This window comes from Lactococcus sp. KTH0-1S (genome assembly GCF_052544945.1).
The window spans coordinates 1,722,875-1,735,703 of record NZ_CP195165.1 but is presented as its reverse complement, the minus strand read 5'-3'; the positions used below and the strand labels follow the sequence as shown (position 1 = coordinate 1,735,703).

Genomic DNA, 12,829 nt, shown 5'->3' with positions numbered 1-12,829 from the left:
GGAAATAAGAATGGAAAAGAAAAATTTAATAAAAGTAACTTCACTCTGCAAAGATTATGGAGTAGAAAGATCAAAGAAATATATACAAGTTCTGAAAGACATAAACTTTACCGTAAAGGAAGGAGAATTTGTAAGTCTTATTGGACAATCAGGAGCAGGGAAATCGACATTATTGAGAAGTTTAGCTGGTCTTGTTCATCCAAGTCATGGAGAAATCATCTTTGAAGGAAAAAAGATTAAAGAACCGGATCCAAATATTAGTATGGTTTTTCAGAATTTTGCTCTATTTCCATGGTTAAATGTTCATAAAAATGTTTCATTTGGCATAGATAATAATTTGAAAATATCTAAAAATGAAATTAACGATAGAGTAAAAAAACTAATAAAAATGATTGGTCTAGAGGGTAATGAAAAATCATATCCAAGAGAAATTTCTGGCGGAATGAAACAAAGAGTTGGATTTGCTAGAGCTTTAGCCGCAGAACCTACATTATTATTACTTGATGAACCTTTTTCTGCTTTAGATGTTGTAACATCCAAACAGCTGTCAGATCAACTTATTAGTATGTGGTTAAGTCAACAAATTGTCACAAAATCAATTGTAATGATTACGCACGATATAGAACAAGCAGTGCAAATGTCTGATAGGATTATATTGTTAGATTCAAATCCAGGGAGGATTGCGAAAGTTTACAACATTGATATCCCAAGAAATCATAGAACTATAAGTAGTATCTCAAGTATTGTTGAAGAAATTACTAATGAGATGGTAGTCATGACAGAACTTAATGTTAATAAAAATTTTTAGTAGTTAAAAGAAAGGAAGAAAAATTAATATGATTCCACATAGGAGAAAAAGAAATAATAAAATAAAAAAAATAGCCGGATTTCTCATATCTCTAGTAATAATAATAGGAGTTGGAGTATTTGGGTATATCGCGATGGCCAATCATCGCTTAAATAATATATTAGACAAAGGTTATCATAAAGTTGATAACAACTATAAATCTGAGAAACATAAGGATACAGAGTCATTTTTGATCATGGGTTTAGATAATACTCAAGAGAGGAATTTGGGAACGACGCGAACGGATGCGATGATGATTATTACAATTAATAAAAAAACAAAAACGACAACTTTTTGTAGTATCCCTCGCGATAGTTTTGTTCAAATTGATTCAAAATCATATAAAGGTATGCAACGGATAGAAGCTGCCTATACTTATGGAGGACCTTCGGCTTCAGTTAATACAGTAGAAAAAACTTTTAATATTCCTATTGATCATTATTGTGTTTTTAACTTCAATTCATTTATTAAGCTTATTGATGCTATAGGTGGAATTGATATTGATGTTGAAAAGTCATTTATGGGTACTGATGAAAGTGGTAATGAGTCTATAAAGTTTAATTCAGGTAAGCAACACTTAGATGGTGCCAAGGCTCTTTCATATGCTAGAGAAAGACATGTAGATACAGATATTATGAGAGGTTTCAGGCAACAAAAGGTAATTTCAGCAGTTGAGGAAAAGTTAAAATCAATGACTTCTTTCACTAATTTATATTCTATTATTGATTCTTTAGATGATAATATTCAAACTGATATCACACCAAAAGATATTAAAGAGCTTATTTCTAACGCTTTAGCTTTTAGTAAATACTCTAAACAACAATTAACTTTTGATTGGAGAACTTTCAGTAACCAAGGAAGAAGTATGGTAGAACTCTATAAAGATAGTATCAAATTTGTCAGTCATAAATTAAGAGTCTCTCTCGAATTAGATCGTAAAAATGGGACTGATAACAATGGATATTCCTTCCATACAAATGGTGACTATCTTTATCAAAGTGACTATACTGTCCAGAATCCAGAAGCTGAAGCCCAAGAAGATACTTCAATGAATGGAAATACATATATTGGGACAAGTGGTAATACAACTACTGGTCCTCTGCCTAATATTAAGACTTCAAATGGTTTTATTAAGTAATTAAGATAAATAGCCCCTATCGTAGGAGCTATTTATCTTAATTACTTAATAAAATATTTACAATTAGAAGGGGGCAATCTCAGAATAAATTAGTGATGTGATAGGATTACAAGGATAAAAATAATCCAATCATAGGTAATATGAACAAGTAAACCTGTATACAAGGAGTCGCTCCTTAAAGAGGCAAGGGTAAAGGGAATTCTCGCGGCTGCAATAATAAAAATAACTTGGGCAAAATTCCAGTCGTAAGTAGGTAAATGTAGAAATCCGAATATTAAAGTAGATATGATAACTGCAACAATTATGGCTTTTCGTGTTCCACCTAATAAGTTTGCGATAATTATAAGTAAAATTATAGTAATTAACTCTTCCCCTAAAAGCATAGGAATTGTCTTAAGAAGTCCAAAAATAGTCATTCCATCTGCTACTGAATTAGAATTTGGAGAACTTCCTAACAGTATTTTAGTAATTATAATGCCAACTCCAGCAAAAATATAAGCACCTATAAGTCCAGCAAAATAAGAACTCACTATTTTTTGAGGTTTAGAAAAAGTGTAAGAAATTCCCTTTTTCCCAAAAAGAATGTAAAGGCTGATAAATCCAGCAATAGCTAAGGAAAAAGGAGCAATAATTGGGAGCCCAAAAGATAATGCTAAAAACCCAGCTAATAGTAAAATCAGTGATAGAGGAACTGCTGATTTGCTCATAGGTACGGTAAAAAGTTTTTTCAAAAGAGAAACCTCCAAAATTTAGATAGATTGACAAGCCTAATAAAGCTATTTAAATAAGTATAACATGAATAAAAATTTTTTAAGGAATATAAACAATGGATAAAAATAGGTAGCTTAAAAGTGTATTTGAAAAAATCTGACAACAAAAAAAGCACCTACTCTATATCCTAAAGTAGATACTTTTACGGTGAGGGATGTTCATCCATTGACTTATTCTCCTATACTATTTTTTCTAAATTGTGTGTTGCTTCTTCAATTGTATTACCAATACCAAAAATTTGAGGTTTGTTAGCCAAAAAAGCTTGAAACACATTTTTTGAAGTATCAAGTTGAATACTATACTCAAAAAATTTATTTTTGTTAGTGTATGTCATCATAATACATTCTCCTTTCTTTTTTTAACGAAAGGGACTATAACAATCACAACGAAATTCCAAGTTCAGTTTAACACAAAAACAAAGTATTTGCAATATACGAGAAAATTAATAGGTAATAAAGTATTTGCCCTTAGATTGAAATTTAAAATCAGGTTTATGATATTTTGATAAAATATCTGTTAATCCAATCCTCTTAGAGATAAACAGGGTAATATTTTTCCGAAAAAGAACTGAAAAAAATAAAAAAGAAGGAATAATCCTTCTACTATATTAAATATTTTCTAAGTGCCCTTTTTTATCTTTAGCTATTAAATAGTAGGCGCACGCTGCAATGGACCAGGCCCAAACAATATGTCCAAAGAACTCAGAAAAGTGTTCGTCGAAAGGTTGGTTCCAAGGAGCAGGAACTGTTCCCATAGCTGGCATTAAGATAATATGCCAGATAATCCATATTACAATACCATAAGCAGCCCCTTGCCATAAAGTGATAGCTTTCCAGTATTGCGCTATAAAAATAAATAATGCAGCAAAGAAAATTGAAAAACTAAAGTGAAGAATCAAAGAGAACCAAAATACTTTTTGATCTTGAGAATATAAAATGTATGAGTGGGTGAGAGAAGATGGCACACCAAACTGTTCCATCATATGTTGTGGAGGGTTGGTTAAATTACGAGCAATAGTTCGTGGCGGAAGAATTGCTTCCCAACCAATTTTAACCATTCCAGAAATCATACCTGAAATAAATCCGAACCAAATGCTTTTGAGAATAATCTCTTTTAGAGAAGCAATTGGTTTGCTTAATGAGAACATAATAATACTCCTTTCTTATGTCCTCTATTCTAACAAAAAGTTAAATGTAATTCAAAAATACCGGAGGATTCAGTGTTTTTGATGCTATCTTACAAAAATTGTAAACAAAGGAAGTAAAAAAATAAAAAAATTGCTACTAGATATTTAAAAATCCCCACAGAAATTTCTGTGAGGAAATAATTATATATCGTACTTTCCTGTATGCAAAGTCCTGATTGATTCGCCTCCGGGTAAAGGAGGTAAGCCAAGAGAATCTTCACGGCTAAAGGCTTCAAGTAATCCAGGAGTTAAGTGAGAATACTCAACTGTTTCTGGACTAATCTTATGAAGAATTGTGTCCCCTTTTCCTTCAGTAACTTTTTTAGCAAAGTTGGGATCAATCAAAGTTCCACGAGCAACGGCAATTAAATCAGCATAGTTTTCAATGGCATCAGTCGCTGTATCCTCCTCAAAAATACCACCGACAATTAGAAGTTTTGTTTTATCATCTAAAATTTCTTTAAAAAGTTCAGCATAAGACTTTTTGCTATTTTCAGGTTTAGAATTGTATCCCGCCCATAATGAAAGATGAATATAATCAAGTTCATATTTAATTACTTCAGAGATAAGTTTTAGAGCTTCTTTATAATCATAGCCAACATTTTTTCCATGAAGTTCTTCAGGAGAAATACGGTAACCAATGATAAAGTCTTTAGGAGCATATTCATCAACGATTGCTTTGACTTCTTTAACAACAGCTAGCGGAAAGGCCATTCGTTTATCCAGTGAACCACCCCATTTATCTGTGCGAAGATTAGAAAGTTTTGAGAAAAATTGTTGAATTAAATAATGATTGGCACCATGAATTTCAACACCGTCAAAGCCGGCATCAATTGCCCGTTTTGTGGCTTTACCAAAATCAAGAATAATATCATCAATCTCTGTTAGTGTGAGTTCACGAACAGGGTAATCTAAGAAAGAAAAATCGACAGCAGAAGGAGCCACCACATCTAACCCATTAACGTGACGTCCTACAGCGGCTCGCCCAGCATGATGAATTTGAAGAATAGCTTTATTTCCATCTTTTTTTAGAGCCTGTGCAGTTTTGCGGAGTCCTTCAAGATGAGCGTCAGAATAAGCTCCTAATTGTTCAGGATATCCTGGCACATATGCTGGTCCACCATTTTCACTCACATAATGGAATTCTGTAATTAACATACCTGCCGCTTGTGAACGGGCAGAGTAATATTGAATAGTATCATCAGAAGCGAAACCACCTTTTAAACCAGAATGAGTTTGCATTGGAGACATTACAATACGGTTGTTTAAAGTTGCCCCATGACGTAAGGTAACATGATCAGTTAATTGATTTGGCATATTTTTATCCTGTTATTATTATATTTGGAAAGTAGATTATTAAAACTATAATTCGAGAAATATCGATATGAAGAAATAAAAAGAAAGTTAATTATAACTCTTCTAATATGAAATTTTTAAAATCGGAAATCATCTCCTCATTTCGACGATAATAGGTCCATTTACCAATGCGAGTAGCAATTAATAAATTGTCTTTTTCTAACATAGATAAATAATGAGAAGTAGTAGACTGAGTTAAGTTAAGTAATTTTTGAATCTCACCTACACAAACACCTGTTTCAACCTCATCTACTTTAGTTTCGTTGTAGAAATGTTTTTTGGGTTCTTTGAGTAAAGTAAGAATCTTCAATCGATATTCATTTGATAGAGTTTTAAAAGTTTCCACATTTTCCATAAATCTATTATATCGAAAAAATTCGATATGTCAATATAAAAGATTTTTTGGGGGGAGTTAAACACTTATCGTTTGTTAGGTTCTTTTCTTAATTTCAAGTAAACTAAAGAACCATCTGTAGATATTTTATCTCCCCCACCATTTCTGCTTCGATAAGGATTTGTGAAATGAGTATATAGCTTCCTTTCTTCAACTAATCCATGCTCGATGAGTTCATCTGCGATAAGATTTCTTTCTTCATCTATATTCTCATCAATACGATGAGTAATTTGTCCTGTAAATAAAGAAAATCTAATACCAATATCTAAAGAAGCGGCACAGACCCAATCAGACTTTACTCCCCCAGGGAGGTAATAATCTTGTGGAGTTTCCCATAATCTGATATGATGCCTTTGTTTAGGACTGCCAGAAATTTCCTTTTCAAAGGCGAGGTCTTGTTTTTTAGAAAATAAAAAGAGAGAGCTAACGGGTGCAGTGGGATAGCTTTGATGTAATAAGCTTGATTTTATAATTTTGAGAGAGGACCTTAAAGTAATTTTATCTGATTTTGTCCAACCCATTTTTAAAAAAGCGGCTTCTATATCTTCTTTTGAACCATCAATTAATAAATTTACCGAATCACCTAATACACCATCAGAAGTTCTGGACCTTCCAATAAAGTATTCCGGTAGATAAATTTTTGTGATGATTTTTGTGATATTGGGAATAATCATATAAGATAAAATTAGCCAGGTGACAATATATAAAAAAATATGAATTTTACGAGTTAATATATCTCTGAAAAATAAATCATAAATGGTATATCCAAAGACAACTGCTACTAAAATACGAAAAGTGCGAGCGGTGAAATTTATAACTTTGGTTTTTGGGTCCATTGATATCGCCTTTCTTATTTATGGGTTAATGAATATTTTTTGGTAAAGTATGGAAGATTTATTTGATACAAAATTATTTATATATCTATTCTAATTTAAAAATGACTAAAATACTAGAGAGAGTATTGATTAAAAATTTAGAAATAAAATAGATTCGGAAGGAATTGACTATATTATCAGAAAATTATAAAATAAGCTATCTGAAAGGTTAAAGGAGTAAATAAATGGTCAAAAAAGCGAGTGAAGCAGAAATCTTAGAAGAACTTTATGATTTAATTCTTAGTAAAACATTGAATAGCAAAGAACGTGAAGTTTTAGTGAAGAGTAAGAATGATTTAGAAAAGGGAAATTATACTCCGAAGGTAATCAACGATCTCCAACATTCTCTAGCGCCTCTTGCTAGAAAAAAGGAATTATCTAGTGAAGTTGTGAGGTTTTATCTTCAGTTGTCGCAACAATTTATTGAAAGAGGTCAACGTGGAAGTTGGCTTTCGCTTTAATGATAATAAATCTTTCCTTTTGAATGAGCAAACAATTCAATACACTTTATAATAAATTTTTTATAAAATAAGAGTAGTTTTTATTTAATATATTATAAGGAGAGTTTGAAATGGTAAAAAATATATCGTTGGATTGGTTTTTGGGAATTTTATTGCCTTGCTTATGGATTGGTATTGTTTCTGGACTAATTTCTGGAATGGTAAAAATTGGTTGGGAGGCTATTCTTCCTCCTCGTACAAAAGAGCGAGATGAAACAAATCCTCCTCAAAAACTTATGCAACAAATTGGCTTTCCCAAAAAAATCACTCATGCTTACTTTTTGTATTCTAAAAACCAAAAAGTGTATTGGTTTGCATTGATTCTTCATTTCAGTTTTTCAATTGTTTTTTCATTTATTTTTGTTGTCTTATCACAAATATGGAGTGGTATAAGCTTAGGTGAGGGGACCCTTTACGGTATTATTATCTGGTTTTTATGGCATATTCTGTTAATGCCCATTACTAAAACAGTACCACAACCATGGGAGCAACCCTTCTCAGAACACTTTTCAGAATTTTTTGGACATATCGTCTGGTCTTGGTCAATAGCTGCTGTGAGTTTTTATATGATTGCTACTCACTATTCAGATGTTCTTTCACTTTTCTAAAATAAAAAGAGCCTTCTTAAAAGAGGTCTTTTTTATTTCAGATTTGATGAGAATTTATTCACTTTAAAGAGATTTTCTTCAATAACAAATTCCCACTTTTGTACATCTTTTTGATATGTTTGTCTTTCAGGTAGAGGATTTTTTAGCATCTCATTATAACTGGACATTGATCTTGAGGTGACGAGATACATAAGGCTATCATTTTCATCAAAAGATAGAGAATATTTCGCTTTAAGGGAAATTTCCACAGTAATTTTATTCTTGAATTGGTGTAGGTTGTTTATTCCTTCAATCTGAATATCAAAAATGGATTCTTTTTTTCCATACATATCATTATGAACAATATGTTTATCCTGTTTTTTTAGTAAATTTTTACTGTAAAATTGACTGTTCTGATAAAGTTTTGACTGATTCCATGAGCTAAGAACAGCTAAAACAAGGGATTCAATCTCATCAGTCTTAATCACGTCTTCTGAGATATTTTTAGCGGTAATATATTTTTTTTTAGTTAATTTTTCAATTAACAATAGGGCAAATGGTGATAAAACTAGAATAGGAATTAGAAGTAGTTTTAGGTAAAATAAATTCATATTAATTTGTGGTTTCTACGGGGCTTAAATAAGCTTTAAATTCGTGATCTGTCGAGCTGTCTCTTATTGTGATAGTGCACTCATCAAATTGAGTGAGATTTGATGAAACCGTAGCTCTATAGGCAGAAACAGTAATCTCTTGACTTAATGTTGAGTCGGGAATGCTATATGCTAAGGTCACTTCTTCCAAATCCATAAATAAATCTCTGAAAGTTAATTTTTTATTTTTTCTTTTGTTTCGTTTAAATTTTCTGAGGCACTCCATCCAAGACCTAAAAGAGTGTCAAAATCGTAATATGAAATTTTTATTGCAGCATCAGAGATATTTTTGTCTTTAAAGTTGACCGACATCGTTTTGTCTCGAGCACCTCCAGTAATGGAAATATCAAAGAAGAAAAATTTAGGTGTGGAGATGGTTATAGTGGCATCAGGATCTGGAGAATCATGGTTTAAATTAACTTTGGCATTCGACCAGTTTCCTGCAATAGCATCTTCATAATATTTGAGGATTAGTATTATTTTTAACGCTATTTTTACTTGAAGTTTTACAACTGCTTAAAATTCCAATAGAAAAAATAGCAAAGATGATAATAAAAAATTTTTTCATAAATTTATATACTCCAATTTTGGTGACATTACGGCTTAATTATAGCATATAAGTGATTAAGTAGAAACAACCTCAGAAAATATATACGTATTTTAGAGGACGTTTTGTGTAATAGTTATTGATTATGTTGATATAAATTTTAAAGAGGTTATGATACAATAGTTTAAGAAATTAGAAAAGAGCTTAACATGAAAATTAATACAATTCCACTAAAAATTGTCGTTTCAATCATTATGCTTATAACAGTGATATTGTCCGTTGTATTTGGAATAGGAATATGGGAAATTTTCCATAAACCTGAAATTTCATTTATAAAGGTTTTATTTTATTTTTCTTTTCTCATATCTTTGTTATTAAACTTAGTATCATGCTCTCAGGTATATAAAATATTGAAATATATGGATAAAGATGCTATCTTTACTAAACAAATACAGAAAATAATTAATAGAATAAAAATGATAACATATGCTGTTTTTGTAGTCTTATGGGGAATTTTTCCAATGATGTACCATGCAGCGATGATTACAAAGGTCTATGTTACTATTCCAATCTCATTAGTTTTTATTTTTTCACCTTTAATTTTAAGTACATTTACGGCAGTAATTGAACAACTCCTCAGAAAAATTATTGAAATAAAATCGGAAAATGATTTAACAGTATAAGAGAAGGGAGAAATTAATGGCTATTAAAGTACATATAGATAGAATTTTGGTAGAACGGCAAATGTCTGTGACAGAGTTGTCAGAAAAGGTTGGAATTACGATGGCTAATATTTCGGTATTAAAAAACGGAAAAGCCAAGGCTGTACGTTTCTCCACTTTAGAAAGATTGTGTAAAGTGTTAGACTGCCAACCAGGAGATTTACTTGAATATATAGATGACTAATTATTAAAATAATAAATATGAACACCTAGAGGTGTTTTTTATTTCTTTAAATACCAAGATAAACAATAAAAATATATTGCTAAACGATAAAAAAGTATTGACAATCAGCATTTTTTTTACTAAAATAAAGTGGTATTTTGATATCAAAAAAATGATTTACTCGTATCGACCAAAATTTGAGTAAATCATTTATAGAGAAAATAACAAAATTAATGAGGTCTTTTGTGAAGACATCAGTCCTTTTTTGCTACCTTAAAATTATGGTAAAGAAGCACAAGACTTGTTCTCCTATTACTATAATAGGGACCAAAATAAAGGAAAGAAAATCTAAAATAAAGAAATTAATGATATGAAAAAGAAAAAAAGGATCAAAATTTCTCCAATACAAGGTACTGTAATAGTTTTAATGTGTTTTATGGTAATAAGTATCGTCTTTAATATCCACGAATCACAACGGTGTGAGGTGTTAATACAAAAGTATAAAGTTGAACATATAGCGCGTGCTCGTCAATACAATATGATTATGCTGCTTTATAAATCAGTACCAATTGAATGGGAGAATGCCCAAAATGAAAATTCTAAATTATCGGATACAAAGTTGGTGAAAACTCTAGATGATGCTAAAGAATTTAATGAAAAGGAAAGTAAGATAGGACAATGAGAAAAGGTGGAATAATCTGTCTCATATTTCTTACCCTAATCGTATCATTGATTACTTTTAAAGTGTATGTAAATTATGAGCTTGACAGAAGAATAACTCTTGAATTAAAAAAAGAACAATATAGTATAGAAAAGAAGTGCTAGAAATACGGTAGGGAGCACTTTTAAAGAACAAACTGGATGTTCATAGTAAAACTTAGATATCTTTAGCATTAAATGATGACCCTTGTTGCAATTTTTAAGCGACAGGGGTTAAGGCATTGTAAGGGTGGAAGAGTTATTTTATTCTTACAGAGTATAGACTTACAAGTCTGAGAAAAAAGGAAGACAGAACTAATGAAAAAAAGTAAAATTATCACATTAAGTGCAGCCGCTTTATTAGTGATGACAGTAACGATGCCAGTCAGTGCAGCAACAGCATTGGGAACAGTGAGTGGTACATGGCAAGACCAGACAGGACAAATTATTGGCTATCATATGAGTGGACAAGGAGACGTATATAAAGATGGTAATGTATGGTACCAAAATGGATTGCAAGTTAACGAACCTGTTGTAGCAAATACCACTGGAATAGCTCCACAGAACGATCCAGCTCCTAGTAATGCAAGTACATATAAACAAACTGAAAATATTGCACAACGCATAGAAATTTTGAAACAATCAAATGACCCAGCTAACAGATCGGCTGATACAAGAGCAACTGCAGGTCAAAATCCAAGTGATTATAAAGCTACAGAGCTTCAAGCACAACATGAAGAGCAACAAACGGAATTAAGAGCAGAATTTAATAATCTTAAAGCAGCTAAGCATAACCAATCTCCTTCAGAATATAAAGACTCAGAGCTTCAAGCACAACATGAAGAGCAACAAACGGAATTAAGAGTAGAATTTAATAATCTTAAAGCAGCTAAGTATAATCAATCTCCTTCAGAATATAAAGACTCAGAGCTTCAAGCACAACATGAAGAGCAACAAACGGAATTAAGAGCAGAATTTAATAATCTTAAAGCAGCTAAGTATAACCAATCTCCTTCAGCGTATAAAGATGCTGAAATATCAGCGCAAGAAGCATCAATCGGAAACCCAGATAATATCAAAGGTAGTGACTATAAAACAGCAGTTCTAAAGCGTCAAGCATCTGAAAAAGAAGCACAAGAACATAATATTAGTGGAACAGATTACCGTAAGAGCGTCACTAAGTTGCAAGAGTTAAATAAAAAAGATAGTGCAAAAACTACAGAAACTACAGAAACAACTAATAAAGTGGCTGGAAAAGAAGCTGTTAAAGTCAATCCTATCGTTTCAAGTGGAACGGTATCAATCCATAGTGAACAACCTGAAAGTGCTAAAGCTGTAAAAGCAACAGCTACGGGAACAAAAGCTACCACAACGTCTGCAACTAAATCAGCTAATCAAAATGAAGTTAAAACTCTTGCTGCAAGTTTACCAACAACAGGTGATGATGCGGGTCTCTCACTTTTTCTTACATTTATAGGAATGATACTTTTTGGTGCTGTAGGAGTTATCCTTGCGTTATTTCAAAAACATGGACGTCATAGTAAATAATTCTGGTTTATTGAAGGTTTTCTTCAATTTGCGTTGAAACTATTATGTTGAAGATTCTCAAACCTTAGACTTATATTTATACTTGGGAGTAGGTATAATTAATATAGTGAGAATCGTAGTTTATTTATTATGAGAGAGGAAAAAGAGATGGGACAGAAAATAAAGTCAACGGATATTCTGAGAACGATAATTGGACTTTTATTATTGTTTGTCGGCTTCTATATCATGTCAAGTATTGATTTACATATTGGATATGTTCAAGAATTTACACTTCTGATTTTTAGTATTGTAGGAGTAGCCGTGATTTTTGGAAATCAGGCATTGATATGGTTTTCGAAACCACAGGGAAGATATATAAAAATTGCCATTGCATGTTTAATTATTAATACGATATGGTCAATGCTTGGAGGAACTATTGTTGCACTGATTTTTGGTAATTCAGGGAATCACGCTAATGCAGCATTTGGAGATTTTATCTTGATATTTTTCGTCCCGTTTATGATTATGGGCGAAGAATTATTTTCAATCGGAATATTGGAAACACTTCGTACAAAGTGGGGATTATCAACTATGATTTCGACTTTAGTCACTTCGGTAATCTTTGGATTAATTCATTTTAATACCTATAATGGTGGAAATGTTTTGCGAACAATTATTCAAATCTTATTAGTTCAGGGAGTGGCGAGATTGATATTCAATTACGCTTACTTGAAAACATCGAGTATTTGGACTTCATATGCTGTTCATTTAGTCTTTGATTTAGTGTTTCTATTTGTTTTACCTTTTGTGATACCGAAATAAGGATAGGTTATAATAATATTTTGATTAAAGATTCATCTGGTAACT

General features: G+C 31.6%; 18 protein-coding genes. 9 read left to right on the top strand and 9 right to left on the bottom strand.

The features are described from left to right. Positions 1 to 10 precede the first annotated feature (10 nt). On the top strand, positions 11 to 808 hold the full coding sequence (locus ACRYLU_RS08350) for an ABC transporter ATP-binding protein (RefSeq protein WP_445080859.1): 798 nt from the start codon (positions 11 to 13) through the stop codon (positions 806 to 808). 28 nt (positions 809 to 836) lie between these two features. Then, on the top strand, positions 837 to 1,985 hold the full coding sequence (locus ACRYLU_RS08345; RefSeq protein WP_058205132.1) for an LCP family protein: 1,149 nt from the start codon (positions 837 to 839) through the stop codon (positions 1,983 to 1,985). Positions 1,986 to 2,074: 89 nt separating this feature from the next. On the opposite strand, the gene ACRYLU_RS08340 is transcribed toward ACRYLU_RS08345, so the two are convergent. The 6 genes from ACRYLU_RS08340 to ACRYLU_RS08315 all read right to left on the bottom strand — a co-directional run bounded on the left by ACRYLU_RS08340 (position 2,075) and on the right by ACRYLU_RS08315 (position 6,528). After that, positions 2,075 to 2,716 (bottom strand): CPBP family glutamic-type intramembrane protease, encoded by a 642-nt coding sequence (locus ACRYLU_RS08340; protein WP_235589870.1) that lies wholly within the window; start codon positions 2,714 to 2,716, stop codon positions 2,075 to 2,077. A 218-nt stretch (positions 2,717 to 2,934) separates the two neighbouring features. Beyond that, entirely contained in the window at positions 2,935 to 3,093 is a 159-nt protein-coding gene (locus tag ACRYLU_RS08335) for a hypothetical protein (protein ID WP_012898283.1), read from the bottom strand. Between the two features lie 270 nt (positions 3,094 to 3,363). Beyond that, positions 3,364 to 3,903, bottom strand: a complete 540-nt coding sequence (locus tag ACRYLU_RS08330) for a YagU family protein (protein WP_058205130.1) — start codon at positions 3,901 to 3,903, stop codon at positions 3,364 to 3,366. A gap of 180 nt (positions 3,904 to 4,083) precedes the next feature. After that, entirely contained in the window at positions 4,084 to 5,259 is a 1,176-nt protein-coding gene (locus ACRYLU_RS08325; RefSeq protein ID WP_305774749.1) for an NADH-dependent flavin oxidoreductase, read from the bottom strand. 91 nt (positions 5,260 to 5,350) lie between these two features. After that, entirely contained in the window at positions 5,351 to 5,653 is a 303-nt protein-coding gene (locus ACRYLU_RS08320) for an ArsR/SmtB family transcription factor (protein ID WP_003130388.1), read from the bottom strand. 65 nt (positions 5,654 to 5,718) lie between these two features. After that, positions 5,719 to 6,528 (bottom strand): LssY C-terminal domain-containing protein, encoded by an 810-nt coding sequence (locus ACRYLU_RS08315; protein WP_038601664.1) that lies wholly within the window; start codon positions 6,526 to 6,528, stop codon positions 5,719 to 5,721. A gap of 224 nt (positions 6,529 to 6,752) precedes the next feature. Between ACRYLU_RS08315 and ACRYLU_RS08310 the strand changes: the two genes are divergently transcribed. Both ACRYLU_RS08310 and ACRYLU_RS08305 read left to right on the top strand, forming a co-directional pair. Next, a complete protein-coding gene (locus tag ACRYLU_RS08310; protein ID WP_038601661.1) occupies positions 6,753 to 7,028 on the top strand; it encodes a bacteriocin immunity protein in 276 nt (91 codons plus the stop codon). Positions 7,029 to 7,138: 110 nt separating this feature from the next. After that, a complete protein-coding gene (locus tag ACRYLU_RS08305; protein WP_445080858.1) occupies positions 7,139 to 7,675 on the top strand; it encodes a YagU family protein in 537 nt (178 codons plus the stop codon). A gap of 32 nt (positions 7,676 to 7,707) precedes the next feature. On the opposite strand, the gene ACRYLU_RS08300 is transcribed toward ACRYLU_RS08305, so the two are convergent. Genes ACRYLU_RS08300 through ACRYLU_RS08290 form a run of 3 tightly spaced genes read right to left on the bottom strand, consistent with a single transcriptional unit; the run spans position 7,708 to position 8,616 of the window. Beyond that, a complete protein-coding gene (locus ACRYLU_RS08300) occupies positions 7,708 to 8,265 on the bottom strand; it encodes a hypothetical protein (protein ID WP_058205126.1) in 558 nt (185 codons plus the stop codon). A gap of 1 nt (position 8,266) precedes the next feature. Continuing rightward, positions 8,267 to 8,461 (bottom strand): hypothetical protein, encoded by a 195-nt coding sequence (locus tag ACRYLU_RS08295; protein WP_235589869.1) that lies wholly within the window; start codon positions 8,459 to 8,461, stop codon positions 8,267 to 8,269. Positions 8,462 to 8,478: 17 nt separating this feature from the next. After that, entirely contained in the window at positions 8,479 to 8,616 is a 138-nt protein-coding gene (locus ACRYLU_RS08290) for a hypothetical protein (protein ID WP_230315063.1), read from the bottom strand. A gap of 444 nt (positions 8,617 to 9,060) precedes the next feature. On the opposite strand from ACRYLU_RS08290, the gene ACRYLU_RS08285 reads away from it, so the two are divergent. The 5 genes from ACRYLU_RS08285 to ACRYLU_RS08265 all read left to right on the top strand — a co-directional run bounded on the left by ACRYLU_RS08285 (position 9,061) and on the right by ACRYLU_RS08265 (position 12,784). Next, complete coding sequence (locus tag ACRYLU_RS08285; protein WP_038601659.1) at positions 9,061 to 9,534, top strand: DUF2975 domain-containing protein; 474 nt, start codon at positions 9,061 to 9,063, stop codon at positions 9,532 to 9,534. Between the two features lie 16 nt (positions 9,535 to 9,550). Beyond that, positions 9,551 to 9,757: a helix-turn-helix domain-containing protein gene (locus ACRYLU_RS08280; protein WP_038601657.1), complete on the top strand. Its 207-nt coding sequence runs from the start codon at positions 9,551 to 9,553 to the stop codon at positions 9,755 to 9,757. A gap of 349 nt (positions 9,758 to 10,106) precedes the next feature. After that, positions 10,107 to 10,418, top strand: a complete 312-nt coding sequence (locus ACRYLU_RS08275) for a hypothetical protein (protein WP_394530059.1) — start codon at positions 10,107 to 10,109, stop codon at positions 10,416 to 10,418. Between the two features lie 335 nt (positions 10,419 to 10,753). After that, positions 10,754 to 11,983 carry a hypothetical protein gene (locus ACRYLU_RS08270; protein ID WP_445080857.1) on the top strand — a complete coding sequence of 410 codons (1,230 nt, stop codon included), beginning with the start codon at positions 10,754 to 10,756 and terminating at the stop codon, positions 11,981 to 11,983. A gap of 147 nt (positions 11,984 to 12,130) precedes the next feature. Beyond that, on the top strand, positions 12,131 to 12,784 hold the full coding sequence (locus ACRYLU_RS08265; protein ID WP_235589879.1) for a CPBP family intramembrane glutamic endopeptidase: 654 nt from the start codon (positions 12,131 to 12,133) through the stop codon (positions 12,782 to 12,784). Positions 12,785 to 12,829 lie beyond the last annotated feature (45 nt).

Bases quoted from the DNA above. Each gene is read 5' to 3' on its own strand.
- ACRYLU_RS08350 (WP_445080859.1), top strand. From the start codon at position 11: ATGGAAAAGAAAAATTTAATAAAAGTAACTTCACTCTGCAAAGATTAT.
- ACRYLU_RS08345 (WP_058205132.1), top strand. From the start codon at position 837: ATGATTCCACATAGGAGAAAAAGAAATAATAAAATAAAAAAAATAGCC.
- ACRYLU_RS08335 (WP_012898283.1), bottom strand. From the start codon at position 3,093: ATGATGACATACACTAACAAAAATAAATTTTTTGAGTATAGTATTCAA.
- ACRYLU_RS08330 (WP_058205130.1), bottom strand. From the start codon at position 3,903: ATGTTCTCATTAAGCAAACCAATTGCTTCTCTAAAAGAGATTATTCTC.
- ACRYLU_RS08325 (WP_305774749.1), bottom strand. From the start codon at position 5,259: ATGCCAAATCAATTAACTGATCATGTTACCTTACGTCATGGGGCAACT.
- ACRYLU_RS08320 (WP_003130388.1), bottom strand. From the start codon at position 5,653: ATGGAAAATGTGGAAACTTTTAAAACTCTATCAAATGAATATCGATTG.
- ACRYLU_RS08315 (WP_038601664.1), bottom strand. From the start codon at position 6,528: ATGGACCCAAAAACCAAAGTTATAAATTTCACCGCTCGCACTTTTCGT.
- ACRYLU_RS08310 (WP_038601661.1), top strand. From the start codon at position 6,753: ATGGTCAAAAAAGCGAGTGAAGCAGAAATCTTAGAAGAACTTTATGAT.
- ACRYLU_RS08305 (WP_445080858.1), top strand. From the start codon at position 7,139: ATGGTAAAAAATATATCGTTGGATTGGTTTTTGGGAATTTTATTGCCT.
- ACRYLU_RS08300 (WP_058205126.1), bottom strand. From the start codon at position 8,265: ATGAATTTATTTTACCTAAAACTACTTCTAATTCCTATTCTAGTTTTA.
- ACRYLU_RS08295 (WP_235589869.1), bottom strand. From the start codon at position 8,461: ATGGATTTGGAAGAAGTGACCTTAGCATATAGCATTCCCGACTCAACA.
- ACRYLU_RS08290 (WP_230315063.1), bottom strand. From the start codon at position 8,616: ATGTCGGTCAACTTTAAAGACAAAAATATCTCTGATGCTGCAATAAAA.
- ACRYLU_RS08285 (WP_038601659.1), top strand. From the start codon at position 9,061: ATGAAAATTAATACAATTCCACTAAAAATTGTCGTTTCAATCATTATG.
- ACRYLU_RS08280 (WP_038601657.1), top strand. From the start codon at position 9,551: ATGGCTATTAAAGTACATATAGATAGAATTTTGGTAGAACGGCAAATG.
- ACRYLU_RS08275 (WP_394530059.1), top strand. From the start codon at position 10,107: ATGAAAAAGAAAAAAAGGATCAAAATTTCTCCAATACAAGGTACTGTA.
- ACRYLU_RS08270 (WP_445080857.1), top strand. From the start codon at position 10,754: ATGAAAAAAAGTAAAATTATCACATTAAGTGCAGCCGCTTTATTAGTG.
- ACRYLU_RS08265 (WP_235589879.1), top strand. From the start codon at position 12,131: ATGGGACAGAAAATAAAGTCAACGGATATTCTGAGAACGATAATTGGA.